At 65.0% G+C, this 18,901-nt stretch carries 17 protein-coding genes and 1 pseudogene; 7 read left to right on the top strand and 11 right to left on the bottom strand.

The genetic code is table 11. The features are described from left to right. Positions 1 to 66: 66 nt before the first annotated feature. On the bottom strand, positions 67 to 1,950 hold the full coding sequence (locus ACDA63_RS15290; protein WP_373664137.1) for a methyl-accepting chemotaxis protein: 1,884 nt from the start codon (positions 1,948 to 1,950) through the stop codon (positions 67 to 69). Positions 1,951 to 2,232: 282 nt separating this feature from the next. Then, positions 2,233 to 2,532 (bottom strand): hypothetical protein, encoded by a 300-nt coding sequence (locus ACDA63_RS15285; RefSeq protein ID WP_373664192.1) that lies wholly within the window; start codon positions 2,530 to 2,532, stop codon positions 2,233 to 2,235. Between ACDA63_RS15285 and ACDA63_RS15280 the strand changes: the two genes are divergently transcribed. Next, positions 2,416 to 3,996, top strand: coding sequence for a methyl-accepting chemotaxis protein (locus ACDA63_RS15280; RefSeq protein ID WP_373664191.1), 1,581 nt, complete (start codon positions 2,416 to 2,418; stop codon positions 3,994 to 3,996). The genes ACDA63_RS15285 and ACDA63_RS15280 overlap by 117 nt on opposite strands. A gap of 19 nt (positions 3,997 to 4,015) precedes the next feature. On the opposite strand, the gene ACDA63_RS15275 is transcribed toward ACDA63_RS15280, so the two are convergent. From ACDA63_RS15275 to ACDA63_RS15250, 6 genes and pseudogenes are all read right to left on the bottom strand, one after another. After that, complete coding sequence (locus ACDA63_RS15275) at positions 4,016 to 5,599, bottom strand: gamma-glutamyltransferase family protein (RefSeq protein ID WP_373664136.1); 1,584 nt, start codon at positions 5,597 to 5,599, stop codon at positions 4,016 to 4,018. A 21-nt stretch (positions 5,600 to 5,620) separates the two neighbouring features. After that, entirely contained in the window at positions 5,621 to 6,004 is a 384-nt protein-coding gene (gene hpxZ / locus ACDA63_RS15270; RefSeq protein WP_373664134.1) for an oxalurate catabolism protein HpxZ, read from the bottom strand. Positions 6,005 to 6,015: 11 nt separating this feature from the next. Then, complete coding sequence (locus ACDA63_RS15265) at positions 6,016 to 6,708, bottom strand: ABC transporter ATP-binding protein (RefSeq protein WP_373664190.1); 693 nt, start codon at positions 6,706 to 6,708, stop codon at positions 6,016 to 6,018. Between the two features lie 69 nt (positions 6,709 to 6,777). Continuing rightward, a pseudogene (locus tag ACDA63_RS15260) lies at positions 6,778 to 8,433 on the bottom strand (ATP-binding cassette domain-containing protein); the annotation flags it as partial. Positions 8,434 to 8,561: 128 nt separating this feature from the next. Next, a complete protein-coding gene (locus ACDA63_RS15255; RefSeq protein ID WP_373664133.1) occupies positions 8,562 to 9,449 on the bottom strand; it encodes a branched-chain amino acid ABC transporter permease in 888 nt (295 codons plus the stop codon). Positions 9,450 to 9,544: 95 nt separating this feature from the next. Further along, on the bottom strand, positions 9,545 to 10,732 hold the full coding sequence (locus ACDA63_RS15250) for an ABC transporter substrate-binding protein (RefSeq protein ID WP_373664132.1): 1,188 nt from the start codon (positions 10,730 to 10,732) through the stop codon (positions 9,545 to 9,547). A 239-nt stretch (positions 10,733 to 10,971) separates the two neighbouring features. On the opposite strand from ACDA63_RS15250, the gene ACDA63_RS15245 reads away from it, so the two are divergent. From ACDA63_RS15245 to ACDA63_RS15220, 6 genes are all read left to right on the top strand, one after another. Further along, positions 10,972 to 11,445, top strand: coding sequence for a hypothetical protein (locus ACDA63_RS15245; RefSeq protein ID WP_373664131.1), 474 nt, complete (start codon positions 10,972 to 10,974; stop codon positions 11,443 to 11,445). Next, a complete protein-coding gene (locus ACDA63_RS15240) occupies positions 11,442 to 12,344 on the top strand; it encodes a polysaccharide deacetylase family protein (RefSeq protein WP_373664130.1) in 903 nt (300 codons plus the stop codon). Before ACDA63_RS15245 ends, ACDA63_RS15240 begins: the two co-directional genes overlap by 4 nt. A 46-nt stretch (positions 12,345 to 12,390) precedes the next feature. Further along, entirely contained in the window at positions 12,391 to 13,581 is a 1,191-nt protein-coding gene (locus ACDA63_RS15235; protein ID WP_373664129.1) for an amidase, read from the top strand. Positions 13,582 to 13,658: 77 nt separating this feature from the next. Continuing rightward, a complete protein-coding gene (locus ACDA63_RS15230) occupies positions 13,659 to 14,423 on the top strand; it encodes a GntR family transcriptional regulator (RefSeq protein ID WP_373664128.1) in 765 nt (254 codons plus the stop codon). A 93-nt stretch (positions 14,424 to 14,516) separates the two neighbouring features. Continuing rightward, entirely contained in the window at positions 14,517 to 15,650 is a 1,134-nt protein-coding gene (locus ACDA63_RS15225; RefSeq protein ID WP_373664127.1) for a hypothetical protein, read from the top strand. 85 nt (positions 15,651 to 15,735) lie between these two features. After that, entirely contained in the window at positions 15,736 to 16,251 is a 516-nt protein-coding gene (locus ACDA63_RS15220) for a hypothetical protein (RefSeq protein WP_373664126.1), read from the top strand. Between the two features lies 1 nt (position 16,252). Here ACDA63_RS15220 and ACDA63_RS15215 read toward each other — a convergent pair whose 3' ends face one another. The 3 genes from ACDA63_RS15215 to ACDA63_RS15205 form a co-directional block, all read right to left on the bottom strand. After that, a complete protein-coding gene (locus ACDA63_RS15215) occupies positions 16,253 to 17,095 on the bottom strand; it encodes a ChaN family lipoprotein (protein WP_373664125.1) in 843 nt (280 codons plus the stop codon). Positions 17,096 to 17,104: 9 nt separating this feature from the next. After that, positions 17,105 to 17,908 carry a heme ABC transporter ATP-binding protein gene (locus ACDA63_RS15210; protein WP_373664124.1) on the bottom strand — a complete coding sequence of 268 codons (804 nt, stop codon included), beginning with the start codon at positions 17,906 to 17,908 and terminating at the stop codon, positions 17,105 to 17,107. A gap of 1 nt (position 17,909) precedes the next feature. Beyond that, a partial coding sequence (locus ACDA63_RS15205) for a FecCD family ABC transporter permease (protein WP_373664123.1) occupies positions 17,910 to 18,901 on the bottom strand: 992 nt, incomplete at its 5' end.

Genomic DNA, 18,901 nt, shown 5'->3' with positions numbered 1-18,901 from the left:
AGGATCGGCCGGCGCCGCACGGCAGGGACATTGGCGTGGGCGCAAAGGCCGCGCACGCGGCGATCGTCACAGCTTGAACCGCCTGACCAATCCGTCGAGATCGCGGCACAGTCCATTGAGTTCGGCCACGGTGCCGGAGGCAGACTGGATTGCGCTGTCGGTCTGGGCGCTCATGCGATTGACCTGCTCGGCAGCACGCGCCATGTCGTGAGTCGCGGCAGATTGTTCGCGCGTCGAGCCCGCGATGTCGCGGATGGCGCAGACCACGCTCTGCATCTGCGCATCGATACCCGCCATCTTCCCGGCCACCGTATGCGCGGTACCCACGCCGGCGCTGACCGACTCGCGCGTACGCGACATGTTGCTCAATGCCGACTGAATGTCGCCGTGGATCGACGCGATGCGATGCCCGATCTCCACCGTCGCCTTCGACGTGCGCTCGGCCAGTTGCCGCACTTCGTCGGCCACCACGGCGAAGCCGCGCCCCTGCTCGCCCGCGCGAGCGGCCTCGATGGCGGCGTTCAGCGCCAGCAGGTTGGTCTGTTCCGCGATCTCCTTGATCACCGCGACGATGCCGTTGATTTCGGTCGATCGCGTACCGAGCGAGCCCAGCGTCTCCGACAGCGTGCCGACGGCCAGGGCGATACGATCGATTTCGTGCGTGAGCGTATTCACCGCTTCGGCCGATTCGAGCGACACCTTGCCCGTGTCGATGGCCGTGCGCTCGGCGTCCTGCGCGCTGTCCGCAATGTGATTGATGCTGACCGTGATCTCTTCGACGGTGGCTGCCGAGGCGCTCGAAATGTCCGCCTGCTTCTGCGAATCCGTCGAGATCGTCTGGATCACGGTATGCAATGCATCGACCTGCCGCGCGAGGCTGACCGACTCGTCGCGCACCTTGCTGAACATGCCACGCAGGATGGCGATGAAGCGATTGAACGCTTCCGCGGTCAGGCCGATTTCGTCGCGGCGCTCCACCGGCAGTTCATGCGTCAGATCGCCTCCACCACTGGCAACCTCTTCGAGCATTGCGCGCAGTCGGTCGAGACCGATGAACAGGCGATCGAGCGCGAACTTGGCGACGCCGAGGGCCAGCACGCCAACGACCAGCCCCGCGATCACCAGCGTAATCAGCAGCGCATCGAGCGGGTGCAGGATCTTGCCGCGGTCGATGACAGTGCCGAGCAACCAGTCGGTGCCGGCGATCGTCGTCACGCTGACGAACACTGGCGCATCATCCAGGCGCATTTCCGTCAGGCCGTGCGACGATGACAATTGCGCGATGGTCTTCGCGTCCATTCCGCGAATGACTTCGCTCACCGGCTTGAGCACCGTGTCGGGTTTCGGATGGGCGACGATCAGTCCATCGTGCGTGACGAGAAACGCGAAACCGTCGCCGCGCAGCTTGATGTCCTTCATCAGCGCCAGCACGTCCTGCAGCGCAATGTCGCCGCCAACCACGCCCACCTGTCGGCCATCACGCACCATCGGGGCAGCAACGGTCACGCCCAATTGCTTGGTCGAAGCAAAGAGGTACGGCGCCGAAATCGTCGGCTTGCCTTCCGCGCTGGCTTTGCCGTACCACGGGCGCGCCGTCGGATCGTAGCCATCCGGGGCCTGCTTGTCCGGGTTGTCGTAGACCATGCGCTTGTCGGCAAAGCCCACGAACGTCTGGTCGAATCGTCCGCCGGCCTTGGCGGTCTTCAGCGCCACCGTGGGCGCATCATCGGCACCGATATGTTCCGCTGCGCCCAGGATGGCGTCTTCGCGCTGACCGGCCCAGCGCGCCAGCGCCGCACCGTTGCCCTGCATCACCGCCTGGATCTCGTGTTCCACGCCCGAAATGATCTCGGTCTTCATCCGGCGATAGGCCACCGTGGACAACACCACGATGCTCGCCGCCACCAGTAGCGACACAAAGAGGATCAGCCTCTGCTTCAGTTTCATCATGCTTCCCGCGTTGTTTGGCACCTGCGTTTACGGTGGATCGATGAAACGATTAAGGCCTCGGTTGCTAATCTCCAGCGCCAATTGATATCACGCAAGCCATGAGGCTTATCGCAATTCAGAGATTGAAATTTGATATTCGATTTTACGGATACGAATATCGTCACCCGAAATATCCGCTCACTGCCTTTTGCGGCGCGGCATTCGACCGCGTCCGTTCGCGCCATTGTCTTAAATTGAATTTGAAAAATTGTGTGGCATGCCATAAGCGTTTGTTTTTGAAGGCTACGATTGCGACAGGTTGCCCATCCGTCCGGCTTGCCGGCTCGTACGATCCGGGCGGTGCACCGGCCGCAACGGCCGCAAGCACGAGCGCGCCGTGGCGCGAATATTCAAGAATGGTGCAGGGCAATGCGCAATAATCAGCCGGTCACGCAGGTCGAAACTCTGGTTCCCGATAATGTCTTCATTTATTCGCGAACCGACCTGCGCGGGAATATTACCTACGCGAACAGAGCGTTCGCGGAAATAAGCGGATTTCTTCCGGAAGAAATGGAAGGCCAGCCGCACAATATGATCCGCCATCCCGATATGCCGCCGGATGCCTTCCGCGACATGTGGGCTTCGCTCAAGGCAGGCAAGCCGTGGAAGGGCCTGGTAAAGAACCGGCGCAAGGACGGCGGCTTCTACTGGGTCGTCGCTAACGCTTCGCCCGTTCGCGAAGGCGGCACGGTCGTGGGCTACCAGTCCGTGCGCTCGCGCCCGACGCGCGAACAGATCGTCGCCGCGGACAAGGCATACCGACGCCTGCGCGAAGGGGACAAGTCGCTGCGCATCCGGAATGGTCGCGTGGTGCGCAATCATTCGCGCGCCATCGAACTGGCCCTGTCGCACGAGGCGCGTCTGTACGCATTCGTCCTGCTGGCGCTCGTTGCGCAGATCGTCGGCGTTGCCTCCGGAAAGTTCAACGATCAGGGCTGGCTGCACACGACGCACATGACGATTGCGGTACTGACCTTGTGCGCGGCCATCTACATGGCGGTGCTGCACTTGCCGCATGCGCTGCGCCGGCTCAAGCGCATCGACGCCTTCCTCGAAGAGACGCTCTCCAGCGGCAACCTGACGCGCGCGTTGGAGCCCGGCCAGCACGACATCATCGGCAACATCGCGGCAAGGCTCGATACGCAGATCGCCGCCACGCGCGCCACCTTGCAGGTGGTGGGTGATGCGACGCGCGAAGTGTCGGAGACCACCGCGTCCATCAACGGCAGCATCGAAGCGCTGGTCAGTTCCGCCACGCGCCAGAACTCCACGACCTCATCGGCCGCCGCTGCAGTGGAAGAAATGGCGGTGTCCATCGAAGAAGTCGCCGCGCATGCCGTCGGCACGCGCGAGGCAGCCAGCGAATCCGGCGCGCGCGCTCGTGAGGGCGCTCGTCTGTCGGCGCTCGCCACCGAGACGATCAATGCGCTGTCGACCACCGTCAGCCGCTCGGCCGAGACGGTCGAAAAGCTCGGCGATCGCACGACCGAAATCGGCAGCGTGGCCCTGGTCATCAAGGAAATCGCCACCCAGACCAATCTGCTGGCACTCAATGCCGCGATCGAAGCGGCCCGTGCGGGCGAGCAGGGGCGCGGTTTTGCGGTGGTGGCGGACGAGGTCCGCAAACTCGCCGAACGTACCGCGCAGGCCACTGAAGAAATCGACGGCATGATCGGGCGTATCCACGCCGACACGGCGGAGGCCGTGTCATCGATGCGCCAGAGCGCGACGCAGGTGTCCGACAGCGTGAGCCTGGTGCACGAGGCCCACGAATCGCTGCAGTCCATCAACGGACACATGGAAAACACACTGCAGATGGTCTCCGAGATTTCGCACTCGGCAGCGGAGCAGGGCAGCGCCATGGCCGAAGTCGCGCGCGGCGTGGAAGAGGCCGCACGCCTGTCGGATCAGAACCTCGGCATCGCTAACGACACTGAAGGCGCATCGCACGTTCTGCAGTCCAACGTGGCGCGCATGCAGCGCGCGGTGGCGCAGTATCGCGTCTGATCGAAGGGCGCGGGCCGAGTCAGATCCCGGCGCAGGCGCCGTCGGCGCGCGGGTCGGTAGCGCCTTCGATGCGCCCGTCTGGATGAAAGCTGATGGCGCCCGCGTGGCCCATCATGTCGTCGAACGCATCAACGACCTGTACGGTATGCCCCGCTCGCACGAGCTGGTCGACCAGCGCGCCATCGAAGCGCGATTCAAGCTTGAGGCTGGTGGTCTCGTCGCCCCAGGTGCGGCCGAGCAGCCAGCGTGGAGCGGTGACAGCGGCCTGCATGTCCTGCCCAAAGAGCACGTGACGCGAGAACACCGCTGCCTGCGTTTGCGGCTGGCCTTCGCCCCCCATGGTGCCGTAGGCCATCATGCGGCCGTCGCGCAATTGCGCCATCGCCGGGTTGAGCGTGTGGAACGGCAGACGCCCTGGTGTCAGCGCATTGGGCCCCGGCGTGAGCGAAAAACTCGCGCCCCGGTTCTGCCATTGCACGCCGGACTCTTCCAGCACCAGCCCGCTGCCGAATTCCCAGTACACGCTCTGGATGTAGCTCACCACGCGGCCCTGCCGATCCGCCGCGCCCAACCAGACCGTGTCGCCCGGCAAGGCGAGTTCAGGCCACGGCGCTGCGCGCTGCATGTCGATCTGGGCCGCTTCGTGAGCAAGCGATGTATCGCTGAGGAAGGCCGCCGCGTCGCTGCGCATGAAGGCCGGATCGCCCACGTGCGCATTGCGCCAGCGGAAGGCACGTTTGGTGGCTTCGATCAGGCCATGCAAGTGCGCAAAGCTCTCGGCCTTGCGCACGCCGAGCCGATCGAAGATGCCGAGGATCGCCAGCGAGCTGATGCCCTGCGTAGGCGGTGGGTGATTGAACAGGCGACCGGCACCGATCTCGACTGACAACGGTGCGAGCGGCTGCGCGCCAAACACTTCCAGGTCGCTCAAGCGAACCGGGCTACCGGCGGCTTGGAGATCACGCGCCATGCTGCGCGCAAGATCGCCGCGATAGAAATCGTCCAGTCCCGCGCGTGACAACTGCGCCAGCGTCGCTGCCAGTCGAGGCTGGCGCAGCGTGTCGCCACATCGCGGCAGACCGTGTTCCGCAAAGGTGCGCGCGAAGCCGCCGACGTGTTCGAGCTGCGGCCATTTGTCGCGCGTGAGCTGCGCCTGCGAGCGCGAAATCGCGACACCTTCCTGCGCGTGTCGAATGGCGTCTTCGAGCAATCGCGACAACGGCAATGGCTTGCCCCAATCTGCCGCCGCCTGCAGCGCTGCGTGCCAGCCGCCGACCGCGCCGGCCACCGTCAGTGCGGCGCGTGCGCCACGCGCTGGAATGACTGCGTCGCCATGCTCGGCGTAGAAGCCGGGCGTCGCCAATCCGGCCGCTTGTCCGCACGCACGAATGGCAACGGGCGCTTTGCCCGGCTCGGCGATCAGCCAGAAACCATCGCCCCCGATGCCGTTCATGTGTGGGTACACAACGGCGATGGTGGCGGCTGCTGCGACCATGGCCTCGACAGCGTTGCCGCCTTCGCGCAGAACGGCCGCGCCACTCTGTGCCGCCAGATGGTGAGGGGCGGTCACCATGCCGCCACGACAGGTTTTGCTGTGAGACACGCGAGTTCTCCGTTTTTGCTGTCAGCGTGTCGCGTCCATCCACGACACGTGTGCTGCGACCACTCGCCACCCTTCCGGTTGGCGTACCCAGGTCTGGCTTTGGCGGCCGATGCGCGCTTCGCCCTCGCGCACGAACTCCATGTCCGCCGTGGCGAAGTCGCGGCCGAATGTCGTGATGGCGACGCGTTGCGGGGTGCGCGCGAGGCCTCGCGACGGACGTGCCTTGCGGAACGCGTGGATCTCATCGACGCCGTAGAGGTTCTCGGTGGCGCCATAGCGCACCGTGTGGACGCTGTCCCAGAACAGCTCGTCGAGCACGGCGACATCGTTGCCAGTGAGCGCGGCTTCGTAGCGCATGAAGGCGGCGGACACTTCGGCCACGACATCAGGCAGGTTGATTTCCATTGCGTCGTCCCTCAGTGCCCGCCAAGGTAGGCCTTGGTCAGCGTTTCGTCGGCAGCGATCTCGGCGGCGGTGCCTTGCGCGACCACACGCCCGTTCTCGAGTACGTAGGCGCGGTCGGCAAGCGCCAGCGCCAGCGCCGCCATCTGGTCGACCAGCAGCAGCGTCATGTTCTCGCCACGCAGGCGGTCGAGTGCGGCGAACAGTTCTTCAATGATTTTTGGCGCCAGCCCCAGCGAGGGCTCGTCGAGCAACAGCACGCGCGGGCGCGACATCAACGCACGGGCGATGGCCAGCATCTGTTGTTCGCCACCCGACAATAGGCCAGCGCGCTGGTGCAGTCGCTCACGCAGGCGCGGAAAGCGTTGCAGCATTGCTTCAACGCGGGCTTCGCGATCCTGCGGATGGAGAAAGGCGCCGAGCCGGATGTTGTCGAGAACGCTCAGTTCGGGGAATACCTGGCGACCCTCAGGCACCAGCACCAGTCCGTGCGCCACGATCTGTTCGGCGCGCAGGGTCGCCAGTTCCACGCCGCCTACGTGGATGCCGCCAGTGAATGGCCGGTGCAGGCCCACCAGCGTGCGCATGAGCGTGCTCTTGCCGGCGCCGTTGGCGCCGAGCAGGGCGATTATTTCGCCTTCGTTGACGCGGATGTCGACCGCGTTGAGCACCGGGTCGGCACCGTAACCCGTGGTGAGCGCGCCGATGCCGAGTACTTCGTTTCCGGCGACCGGTGCGGTGCGCAGCGCGGGCGCCAGCGACATGCCGCCTTCACCAAGGTAAGCGCGGCGCACGGCCGGGTCTTGTTGGATCTGTGCGGGCGTGCCTTGCGCGAGCAGTTGGCCAGCGTCGAGCACCACGATGTGGTCCGAGATCTCCATCACCAGCGCCATGTCGTGTTCGACCAGCACCACGCCGATGCCGGCGTCGGCGATGCGTCGCAACAGTGCGGCCAGGCGCGACTTGTCTTTGCGCGAAAGACCGGCCGCGGGCTCGTCCAGCAGCAACACGTCTGGGTCGCCGGCCAGCGCGCGTGCGATTTCCACCAGACGGCGGTCGACGTGCGCCAGGCCCTTGGAGGCGATCGACACGTCGCCCGCGTAGCCGCACCAATCGAGCAGGGCACGAGCGCGCTCGATGGCTTCTGCTGCGTGCATGCGTTCATCGCTCAGCAGACTGCCAAGGCGCCCGCGCGACATCGCCAGTGCCACGTTGTCGAGCACGCTCAGGCTGCCGAACAGTTGCGAAGTCTGGTAGCTGCGTGCGACGCCCCGGCGGGCGATGCGCCATGCGCCGCGCCCCTGCAAGGCTGCATCGTCGAGCAGTACGCGGCCCGTGGTCGGCGTGTAAAAACCGCTGAGCATATTGAGTGCCGTGCTCTTGCCGGCCCCGTTCGGGCCAATCAGCGCGGTGACGGCCCCAGGGCGCACTTCAAAGCCCACGCCACTGACGGCACGTACGCCGCCGAACACCATGCTCAGGTCGTCCGCACGCAGCGTCTTGCGCGCCCGGCTTGGCAGGTTTGCCGGGCGGACGGCGGGCAAGGGTCTGGACTTGATTGCTTCGCGCTGGAAGGCAAACGCGCGGCGTGCAAGGCCGACCATGCCTTCGGGCGCCGCCCACAGCACGACCAGCAGCAACATGCCGAAGAACAGCAGGCGGTATTCCTCCAGGCTCGACAGCAGTTCTGGCAGCAGGCCGACGATGAGCGCGCCGATGATCGGCCCGGCCAGGCTGCCCGATCCGCCGATCATCACCACCAGCACGAACAGGATCGACTGGATGAAGCCGAAGCTGTTGGGTGTGACAAAGCCCGACAGCGGCGCATACAAGGCGCCCGCCGCGCCGGCCAGCAGGGCCGACAGGCTGAAGGCGACTGTCTTCACCACCAGCGGATGAATGCCGATGGATTCGGATGCGGTTTCGCTGTCGCGCACCGCGCGCATGGCAATACCCCATGTGCCGCGCGAGAGCAGCGCGAAGGCTGCGAATGCCACCGCTGCCGCAAGGATCGCCAGCACCGCGATGGCCCGTTCGCCGCGCAGTGTTTCGCTCAGCGCGGGCGCCACGATGCCCATGAGCCCGTTCTGCCCGCCCGTCAGTTCGCGCGCCTCGACGATGCTGTGCTCGATGATGAAGCCGAACGCGATGGTGATCATCGCCAGATATGGCCCCTTTACACGTAGCGCGGGCAGCGCCAGCAGTGCGCCGACGCCTGCTGCGAGCAAGGCCGTCGTCGGCCACGCAGCCCAGAAGCTCCAGCCGGCCTTGGTGGTGAGAATGCTGAGCGCATACGCGCCGATGGCGTAGAAGCCCACATGGCCGAAAGACACTTGCCCGGACAGCCCGAGCAGCACGTTGAGTCCGATGCCGACCATGGCCAGCAATGCCACATTGGCGAGCACAAAGACGTAATAGCCATTGACGTTCATCGCCAGCCCAAGCGCGAGGGCTACGACCATCGCGCACGCCCCGAGCGGGGCGAGACTCGTCATGACCGGCCGCGTGGCGCGCATCGGTTGCTGCGCCAGCACGGCTTCGATTTCGGTGGGATGCGTGTTCATACCTTGCGTACCTCCGCACGACCGAACAAGCCATTGGGGCGCGCGGCGAGTGCCACGATGACGAGCGAGAAGGTGATGATCTGTGTGTAGCCCGAGCCCAGCGTGGCGGTGACGCTGGCTTCGACGATGCCGAACAGCAGGCCGGCGATCATCACGCCCCATGCGCTGGAGATGCCGCCGAGAATGGCGACGGCGAAGGCCTTCAAGCCGAACAGCGTGCCCATGTCGGCGTGCACGTTGACCAGCGGCGCGATGAGCACGCCTGCTACGCCGGCGAACAGCGTCGACAGCGCAAATGCGGCTGCCACCACGCGGCGGATGGGAATGCCCATCAGGCGCGCAGCGTCGCGGTTCTGCACCACCGCCAGCATCGCCGTGCCCCAACGCGTGCGGCGCGCGACGAAGTGCAGCGCCCATGCCAGCGCAAGACCAACGAGAGGAATGACCAGTTGCAGCGGGTAGATGCCCAGTCCTTCGAGCCCGAGCGTCGAGAAATCGATCGGTGTTTGCGCCAGGGGCGACGGCAGGCTGCGCGGCTCCTTGCCGAACGAGAACATCACGACGTTATCGAGCACGATGCCCAGCGCCACTGTCGACATCAGCCAGGCGTCCGAGCCTCGGCTGGCGAAGGGGCGCACGGCAAAGAACTCCACGAGCAGGCCATAAAGTGCGCACAACAGGAGTGCCGCGCAGATGGCCAGCGCCAGCGGCCAGCCCAGGCCGCGCGCGAGTGCGAACGTGAGCACGGCGCCCAGCATCATCGAACTGCCTTGTGCGAAGTTGACGGTGCCCGAGACGGCGTAGGTGACATGAAAGCCCAGCGCCATGAGGCCATACATGCTGCCCAGGCCCAGCCCGCTGACGAGTGCGGAAAGTAAAAGCATGGTGTGTCCGATCGAATTGCTTGTGGGGTGCGGCGGTGCCATGCGGCTCCGCCTTGCCAGGTCCTCTCTGCTTATCGTGCTGAAGCGTGATCCGCTCAGCGCGACGCCATGCCCACCGGGAGGATGTAGTCGTTATTGAAGTACGCCCACACGTAGTCGTTTTCGCCCAGCGCATCATGCTCTTGCGGCGAGAAAGGCTTCACGTAGGTCTTGATGAGGCCTTCGTAGCGATCGATCTTGTAGAACCCTTCGCGGACCGCATCGCCATTGGTCGAGCCGGCCTTGGCGATGGCCTGGGCGACCAGTTGCATGCCGTCGTACGCATTGGCGACGCCGACTGCCGGCGTGATGTCATCCACATCCTTGATGTCCGGATACTTGGCCTTGAGCGCCTTGACGACCTTGTCGCCCACCGGGGACTGCTTGCCGAAAAAGCTATAGGTCTGAACGAAGTGGACGTTCTTGGCGTTGGGCCCCGCCAGTTCGGTGAAACGGCCACCCGCCGGACCCCAGTGCGAAACCACCGGCACTTTCCAGCCCATGCGGTCGAGCGACTTCACGACCTGCGCCGAGGGACCGACGTTGCCGACCATGAACAGCGTGTCCGCGCCAGCGGCCTTCAGGCGTGTGAGCTGCGGCACGACGTCGACATCGTTGGCTTCGAACTTCTCGATGCCGGCCGGCTTCATGCCCTTGGCGGCCAGTGCGGCGACGATGCCTTGCTCGTTGGATTCGCCCCATGCGTTGTTGACCAAAATGAGGCCGGGCTTGGCGGCCTTGAAGGTCTTCTGCGAGTAGCTGAGCATTGCCTTGTCGACAATCTCATCGACCGCCGATACGCGGAACGCATAGTTGACCTTGGCGCCGTTCTTGGTGATCGGCGTGCCGGCTGCCCACGGGCCCATGAACGGCACTTTCTCCTGGTTGGTCATCTGAACGATGGCGACCGACACTGGCGTATCCAGCCCGCCGAACAGCACCGCGACCTTTTCCTTGTAGATCAACTCGCGCGCAGCGGTCACGCCCTTGGCCGGGTTGCCTTCGTCGTCGCGGCGCACCAGTTCGAGCTTGCGTCCGCCAAGCAGGCCGCCCTTGGCGTTGATCTCTTCGATTGCGATCGTCATACCGCGAGTGAGTGCTTCGCCCGCCAGCGCGGACTGGCCCGACAACGCGGTCACCAGGCCGATCTTGATCGGCTCGGCTGCAAATGCGTGGGGGGCGGCGGACAGAGCGAAGGCGGCCATCGATGCGGCCAGCACGGTACGACGGGTGACGGATTGCATGACTCGTTCTCCAGATAGAAAGCTGCGTGGTCAGAGTGGTGGACTCCAGGGAGCCTCGATCCGTCCGGATGCATGAAGCATGCCATTGTTGTCATTCGTGATACGAAAATGCCGACATGTAAGCGCTAATATTGTCGACAATCTGGCACAGCCTATGCTCACAAGTTGTCGCAGGCCGCACGCGCTCAAGCGATGGCCGACGGGGCGCACCGGTGCGGTGCAGACAAGGAGAAAAACCCATGAGTGATGCATCAAGGCAGGGCGCGGTTGCCCTGGAAGAGATCCCGACCGAACCGGGCGCGCTGGTCGAAGCGTTCCTACGGGTGATCATGATTCCCGACCCCGAAGGTGCGCGCCGTTTCACTGACCCCGCCATGCGGATCCGCTTTACCGGAGGGCGTGAGATGCGCGCCCCCGCCGATTGCAGTGCCTTCAACACGGGGCGCTACGCGTGGGTGAAAAAGCGCTTCGAGCGCACCGACGTCGTCGCCGGTGCGACCGCAGAGGAGGCCGTGGTCTACAACATCGGCACGCTGTATGGCGCCTGGCCCGACGGTACGCCGTTCGAAGGCAACCGGTACGTGGACCGCTACGTCGTGCGTCACGGACGCATCGTGCAGATGGATGTATGGAACGACAGCGCCGAATGGATGCTCGTCCGCGCCGGGCTGGCCGAGCCGTGGCCGTCACCCATGGCGGAGCGCCGCGCATGAGTGACTTTGGCCCGCTGCGCCATCATCAGCGCTTTGATTACAGCCCCATTACACGTCGCGCCCATTACCGCTGGCCGGGCGCGGGTGAAGGCGCGGGGCTGGCGGTGTACATCGGATTCAACCTCGAACACTTCGCATTTGGTGAAGGGCTTGGCGCATGCATCGGCCCGGTCTCCCCGCAGCCGGACGTGCTCAACTACAGTTGGCGCGAATATGGCAATCGGGTGGGAGCGTGGCGTTGCCTGGACCTCTTCGACAGCCTCGCGCTGCCGACGGGCGCCATCGTCAACAGCGCGCTCTACGATCACTGCCCTGAACTGATCGCGGCCTTCGCTGCGCGGGGCGACGAGCTGATCGCGCACGGCCACAGCAACGCACAGCGCCAGGGCGAATTCGACGAGACGACCGAGCGCGCCTTGCTGGCGCACTGCCGCGAACGCATCGGGCGCGAGAGTGGTGCATTACCGACCGGATGGCTATCGCCGTGGATATCGGAGAGTCCTGTCACTCCCGATCTATTGGCCGAGACGGGCTACCGCTACACGCTCAACTGGTGCCACGACGATCAGCCGCATGCCATGCGCACGCGTGGTGGGCAGGAGTTGTGGTCGGTGCCGTATCCGCAAGAGGTGAATGACATTCCGATGATCGTGGCGCGCCAGATGGACGGGCGTGATTTTGCCGATCTCATCATCGACAACTTCGACGAAATGCTCCTGCAGTCGCGCGAACAGCCACTCGTCATGGGCATCGCCTTGCATCCGTACATCGTCGGTCAGCCGTATCGACTGCGTCACCTGCGCCGTGCCCTGATGCACGTTGCCAAGGCGCGCGACGAAGGGCTCGCGTGGATCGCCACGCCGGGGGACATCTGCGCTCACGCTGCGCGCCACGCGTGAGTCCATTGCCTTCGTACGAACAACACTACCGAAAAGACTGCTTCACATGACCACTGATTTCTCCATTCAAGACAGCGTCAATGCATGGGTGCCACACGGCCGTTTCGTGATCGAGGGAGCGTCGCACGGGCCGCTCTCGGGACTTCGCTTCGCAGCCAAGGATCTGTTCGACGTTGCGGGTCATCCCACCGGCGCCGGGAACCCGGTGTGGCTCGACACCCATGCGTTACCGACCCGGCACAGCGCGTTGGTGGAACGCTTGCTAGCGGCAGGCGCCACGCTGGCGGGCAAGGTGATCACCGACGAACTGGCCTACAGCATCCACGGCGACAACGCGCACTACGGCATGCCGATCAATAGTGCCGCGCCCGATCGCATCCCCGGCGGTTCATCGAGCGGCTCGGTCGCAGCGGTCGCTGCCGGGCTGGTTGATTTTGCGCTCGGCACCGATACGGGCGGCTCCACGCGCGTGCCCGGCAGCTACTGCGGCGTTTGGGGCCTGCGTCCGACCCACGGCTTGTTGCCGGTCGACGGTCTGGTGCCACTGCACCCCGCCTATGACACACCGACATGGCTGGCGCGCGATGCGCGAACGTTCCTGCGCGTGGGCGAGACCCTGCTGCCGCCGTCGTCGCTGTCCCCTCAGCGTGCGCTGGCGTTGAGCGATACCTGGTCACTCGCCGAAGAGCGCTTTCAACCGCTGTTGAAGAATGTGTTTGCGCTGCTGTCGCGCAGTCTGCGCGGCGAATCGGTGGCCGTCGCGGGCGAAGAAGGGCTCGACGCATGGCGCCGGATCTACGTTACGAGCGGCGCGTTCGAAGGCTGGCAGGCGCATGGCGAATGGATTTCAACGCACGAGCCGCGTTTTGCACCTGCCATTGCCTCGCGCTGGACCCACGCAGCGTCGGTGACAGCGGTGCAGGCCGATGAGGCCGTCGCGCAGCGCTCGCGCATCCGCCTGCATGTGCGCGACCTGCTGGGTAACGACGCGGTGGCCGTGGTGCCTTCAGCGGCGAGCGTGGCGCCTTTGCGTTCGGCGGGCGGCGCGGAGATCGACGACATCCGCATGCGTACGTTGCGCATCTGTTGCGTGGCCGGGCTGGCCGGGCTGCCGCAGGTGACCATGCCATTCCGCACGCGCGAAGGGCTGCCCGCCGGCGTGTCGCTGATCGGCCCGGCAGGGAGCGATCTGGCGCTCATTCGTCTGGCGGTGGCGTTGCATGCCGCACTGGCCTGATCCAGTTGTGGCACTCTATGTCGCCCCAATGACGTATCGGATTGTCGACAATCTTCCACCCCAACCGTCACGCATCCATGTCACGCAAGCGCATTGCCCGGCCGGAAAGCGGCCCTGATATCCGTCGCAGCAAACAGGCCGAGCCCATGGCTGAAGACGAGCAGGGTGGGCACTCGTCGGAGGAAATCGAAGCGCGCATTTACGATGCGGTCTTCGAGAGCGTCATGACACAGCGGCTCTCGCCCGGCACCAAGTTGCCCGAGGCGTCGTTGTGCGAAATCTTCGGCGTCAGCCGGGCGATGGTGCGCAAGGTGCTGCAGCGCCTTGCGCATGACCACATCGTCGAGTTGCGGCCCAACCGGGGGGCGATCGTTGCCGCCCCCACGCCGGAAGAAACCCGCAAGACATTCGAGGCGCGCCGCGTGCTCGAATCCGCCATCGTGCGGCTGGCGGCCGCCAATGCCACGCGCGCCGACATCGCCGCGCTGCGCACCATGCTCAAGCAAGAGCACAACGCCATGCACCGCCTGCCCCAGCCCCAGTGGGCGCGGCTGGCCAGTGGCTTTCACATGAAGTTGGCCGAAGTGGCGGGCAACCCGATTCTGCAGCGTTACCTCATCGAGCAGGTGTCGCGCTGTTCGCTCATCGTGGCCCTGTATGAACCGCCGGGCAATGCCGCCTGCGAGCACGACGAACACGCGCGGATCGTCGATCTCATCGAGCAACGCGACGCCGAAGGCGCCGTTCGCCTGATGGAAGAGCACCTGGAAGTGCTGGAGAAAAACATCAATCTCGAACCGGAGTCCGAAGAGAAAAGCCTGGCGCGGATGTTGGGGCTTTGACCGGAGCGCCGCTGCCCTTTTGACTATTTGCGAAGCGAATCAGGGCTGGATGAGGGAGAATTCACAGCCTTGTCAACTTCTTGTTTCGGTTTCATGACTGCTGCTGCAATGCCCCTGCCGAACGATGGGGCGCACCATTGGCGTGTGTCGCTGCCGTTCGTGTTGCTGTGCGTGACGGTGTCGCGCCTCATCGTGCTTGCGACGGCCGCCTATTTTGCGAAAGACGGCGACATCGGGCGCGCCATGTGTCAATGGGACTGCGGCTGGTACTCCGGAATCATGGCGCGCGGCTACCAGCCGGAGGCCAATGCGCATCCGGCTGGCGATGCCGCAAACTGGGCGTTCTTCCCCTTCTTTCCTTACATGACCCGGTGGTTGGCGGCGCTGAGCGGCGTGGACGTGTTGCTCACTGCCTTGGCGATGAATGCGGTGGCCTTCGTGGGCACATGCGCGATGCTGTATCAGTACTTCCTTCGCATCGTCGGGAGGGATTCCGCCGCCTTCGCTGTGTTGCTGTTCGCCTTTTGTCCTTTGTCGCTGTACTTCTCGGCGCCATACACCGAATCGCTGTTCCTGTTCAGCATCGTCGCTGGCGTCCTGCTGTTGCAGGATGGGCGCTTCCTGATGGCCGGTCTGGCGGGTGCGGTGGCCAGCGCGACACGCAACAGCGGTTTTCTGTTCGGATTCATTTATCTCGCGTACGCATGGCACGCATGGGGGGGCTGGCGGGGGATGAAAGCGCTCTCGCCGCTGAACCTGCGCATCGTGCTCGGATTCTTGCTGGTGCCGGTCGGGCTGGAGCTTTACGCGTTGTTCCTGCATTCACTGATGGGCGACGCGCTGGCGTTCTCGCACGTACAGCGCGCATGGGGGCGCGTGTTCTCCAACCCGGTCACCGCACTGTGGAGTGGGCTGGCTGCGCCTGGCTATCTCGTGCGCATCCGCGTCGTGATGGTATTGATCGCGCTGTTCGGAGCCTGGAAAGCGTGGCGCTGGGGCAAGCGCGGCGAGGCAATCTTCTGCGCTTTGTCGATCCTGTTGCCCGCTTCGACAGGCTCGCTGGATTCGCTGCAGCGGTACGTGGCGACTTCGCTCGCATTCGTGTTTGTTCTCGCCTGGATCGCCATGCGCTTGCCGCGCGCCCGATGGGTGCTGCTGGGATGTTTCGCGCTGACGACGCCGTGGATGGTGCTGCGCTGGACGGAGGGCTGGTATGCCCTTCCTTGATCGCACCCGCCTTACGGCGACGAAAACCTGCCTGCTGACGCTCATCGCGCTCGTGGCAGCGTTCCATGTGTACGTTGCATACGTCATGGCGACGCCGAAGGTGGGCGAGGCCTATCGTCTGTATTTCATCGAGCGGCGCAGTATTCCCTGGCGCACTTTGCTCAGCCTTGAACCGTACCGGCTGGGCGAGCGGATGGACTTCGCGGACGAGCGCTGGGCGCCTCAACTCATCGATTTCTCGGTGTCCGAACAGTTCGGCATGCGTATGGCCAACAATCGCGCGGAAGTTGTCTTGAATCTCGCTGACAGCAAGCCGCGTGAGCTGGTCATCGAAGGCACGGCTGCCGTGACCGACAAGCTGCCACGTCAGCGCGTCGCGGTGAGCCTGAATGGCCAGAAGATCGGAGAGCTGAGCTATGAGTCCCGCGACATACGCTCCGATGTGATGACGATTCCAGCAGCGGCGCTGCTTGATGATCGCCACCTCCTCGTCATTGAATTTTCGGCCCGCAAGCAAAAGCCTTGGCTACCGGGCAAGCAACACGTGCCTTATGGCATCGCTGCGCTGACGTTACGCGCGTCGTCGGCTCCCGCGCCTTGACTCAGCGTGAGGGCGGGCGCATCACGCCCTCGCACGGGTCGCCGCGATCAATCGGTGCGAGGGTGACGACGGCATCGAACTGTCCTTCCGGCGCACCACCTTCGACGAAGCCGACGGCAATCAAGTCGTTGGGTGCCACGCTCGAAAACCAGCGAGCCACACCGATGTCGCGGCGCACATGTCCGTTCCCCGCCAGCAGCACGACGCCCTCTTTCGCATGGGCCTGCACAGCGCGTGCCATGCCTGCGTCGCGCGCCACCTGCGCACGCACCATCAACGGCAACATCGCGGGCGGCAGCAGGCCGCAATGTCCGTCGTCGACGGCACGCGTCTGTGCACGATCGATATCGGCGGGCAAGGGCTGGTCGAGCCCGGCCGCGCGGATCGTGTCCGCGTCCAACACCGCACCGAAGCCCTCGCGCATTACGCGCGCGGCATCGGCACGCGACACATTGGCTGCGACGATGCGCAGGTGCTGTTGCAGGGCGAGATCGATCACGGGTTCATAGAAGCGCCATTGCCAGCCGGCATTGGCGGGTGATGCTGCGTGGATGACGCATGCAGCATCCGCGCAGGTGCGCAGGGCATCGTCCAGCGCGGCTTGGCGATCGAGGTCGAATTGCTCCATGGCGATTACCGGTCGCCAGCCTGCATCGACGCGACGCTTGAGCATGTCGAAACGGATGCGATGGCCTTCGGCGTTGTCGTGCACCTCACCCAACAGCACGACGTGTCGCGCCGCGATGCGCTGGTCGAGCGACGCCGTCGGGCCTGATGTCGCACAGGCGGCAAGCGTCAGGGCCAGTAGCGGCGCGATACAACGGGCAACGTGCAATCGATTCAAGGCATGTCCTCATGCGGCGTGTGTGCAGCGGCCAAACACCACGAGCGGTACGGCAGCGTTCTCCGGATGGCTGACCACGCGAACGGGCAGATCATAGACCCGGCCGAGGATGTCGGGTGTAAGCACTTCGGCCGGCGTGCCAAGGGCCACGGTGTGGCCGCCTTCGAGCAGCAAAAGGCGATCGCACCAGTGCGCGGCGAGGTTGACATCGTGCAGCACCACCAGCGCGGCGATGTCCTCGCGACGGGTCAGTGAATACACGGCGGACAGCAGCATCAGTTGATGCTTGGGGTCCAGGCTGGAGGTCGGCTCATCGAGTAGCAGCAGGCGGTATTCGTCCTGTGCGCGGCAGGCTTGCACCTGCACCAGGACACGGGCGAACTGCACTCGCTGCTGTTCGCCACCCGAAAGCCCAAGGTAGCGGCGGTCGATGAGTGATTGAGCGTCGGCCTGCGTGAGCGCACGCCGCAATAACGATTCGTGCTCGGCCGGCGATAGCTCGGGGAAGGGGTACCCCCCCATCGCCACGACTTCGCGCACGGACAGATCGAAACTCAGATTAGGGGATTGCGGCAGCACCGCGCGGCGTCGCGCAAGGACGGCGGGCGACAGGGTGTCGAGCTGCCGATCATCGAGGTGCACGGCGCCTTCGCCAGCCGGCAACTCGCCGGCAATCGTTGCAAGCAGCGTGGTTTTGCCAGCGCCGTTCGCGCCGAGCACGCCGAGTACTTCGCCAGCGCGCAATTCGAGGTTGATGTCGGTGAGTACGCGGCGCGCGCCGCGACGACAGCCGAGGTGGCGAGTGATGAGCACGTCAGGCAGCCTTTCGCGTGAGCATCCAGAGCAGGAAGGGGCCGCCCACCAGACTGGTGACGATACCGATCGGCAATTCGGCGGGGATCACCACCAACCGTGCCACCCAGTCGGCCAGCGATAGCGCGATCGCACCGCCCACCAATGTATTGGGCAACAGCCAGCGGTGGTCAGCGCCAAGCGGCAGGCGGATCAAGTGCGGCACCACGAGGCCGACGAAACTGATGGTGCCGGTGACGGCCACCAAGGGGCCCACGAGCATCGCCGTCAGCACGATCAGACGGCGGCGCAGGCGCTTCAGGTCAAAGCCAAGATGCTGCGCTTCGCGCTCGCCCAGCAGCAGCGCGTTCATTGCGCGCCAATCGCGGATCAGCAGCGCACATAGCACGGCGACCAGTGGCACCAGCCACGCCAGCATGCTCCAGTTGGCGCCGGCCAGGCTGCCCATGTTCCAGAAAGTGAGGTTGCGCAGTTGCACGTCGTTGGCTTGATACGTGAACAGGCCGACGAAGCTGGCGCAGATGGCGTTGATGGCGACGCCCGCCAGCAGCAGATTGGCCACGCCCGGCCGCAGGCTGCCGAGTTTATAGGCCATGGCGGTGGCGGCCAGACTGCCGGCGAAGGCTGCGGGTGCGATGCCCCACAGGCCCGATGCGCCGAGCACGATGGCCGCCACGGCCCCCATCGCGCCGCCGAGCGAAATGCCGATGAGCCCCGGTTCCGCGAGCGGATTGCGGAACAGCGCCTGCATGACGGCGCCCGACAGTGCGAGCCCGCCGCCGACGATGATCGCCAGCACGATGCGCGGCAGACGCACTTCGATGAGCACGTTGCGCCACATGATCTCCTCGCCATCGGTCGGCGCAGACAGCAGCAGCGGCAGGATGCGCAGCCGTGGGATCGTCAGCGCGCCGCTGGCGGCGGCACCGATGGCGATCAGTACGAGCAGGACGCACAGCGCGACGAACACGCCGGAAGGCGTCGGACGCCAGC

Source organism: Uliginosibacterium sp. sgz301328 (assembly GCF_041807905.1).
Classification (GTDB): domain Bacteria; phylum Pseudomonadota; class Gammaproteobacteria; order Burkholderiales; family Rhodocyclaceae; genus JBGVSA01.
Note: the sequence above shows the minus strand (reverse complement) of the source record. Positions and strands in the feature narration are given on the sequence as shown.

Excerpts from the sequence above, each read along its gene's own strand:
- ACDA63_RS15235 (WP_373664129.1), top strand. The coding sequence starts at position 12,391 with ATGACCACTGATTTCTCCATTCAAGACAGCGTCAATGCATGGGTGCCA.
- ACDA63_RS15225 (WP_373664127.1), top strand. The coding sequence starts at position 14,517 with ATGACTGCTGCTGCAATGCCCCTGCCGAACGATGGGGCGCACCATTGG.
- ACDA63_RS15245 (WP_373664131.1), top strand. The coding sequence starts at position 10,972 with ATGAGTGATGCATCAAGGCAGGGCGCGGTTGCCCTGGAAGAGATCCCG.
- ACDA63_RS15290 (WP_373664137.1), bottom strand. The coding sequence starts at position 1,950 with ATGATGAAACTGAAGCAGAGGCTGATCCTCTTTGTGTCGCTACTGGTG.
- ACDA63_RS15220 (WP_373664126.1), top strand. The coding sequence starts at position 15,736 with ATGGCGACGCCGAAGGTGGGCGAGGCCTATCGTCTGTATTTCATCGAG.
- ACDA63_RS15240 (WP_373664130.1), top strand. The coding sequence starts at position 11,442 with ATGAGTGACTTTGGCCCGCTGCGCCATCATCAGCGCTTTGATTACAGC.
- ACDA63_RS15230 (WP_373664128.1), top strand. The coding sequence starts at position 13,659 with ATGTCACGCAAGCGCATTGCCCGGCCGGAAAGCGGCCCTGATATCCGT.
- ACDA63_RS15255 (WP_373664133.1), bottom strand. The coding sequence starts at position 9,449 with ATGCTTTTACTTTCCGCACTCGTCAGCGGGCTGGGCCTGGGCAGCATG.
- hpxZ (WP_373664134.1), bottom strand. The coding sequence starts at position 6,004 with ATGGAAATCAACCTGCCTGATGTCGTGGCCGAAGTGTCCGCCGCCTTC.
- ACDA63_RS15285 (WP_373664192.1), bottom strand. The coding sequence starts at position 2,532 with ATGGCGGATCATATTGTGCGGCTGGCCTTCCATTTCTTCCGGAAGAAA.
- ACDA63_RS15250 (WP_373664132.1), bottom strand. The coding sequence starts at position 10,732 with ATGCAATCCGTCACCCGTCGTACCGTGCTGGCCGCATCGATGGCCGCC.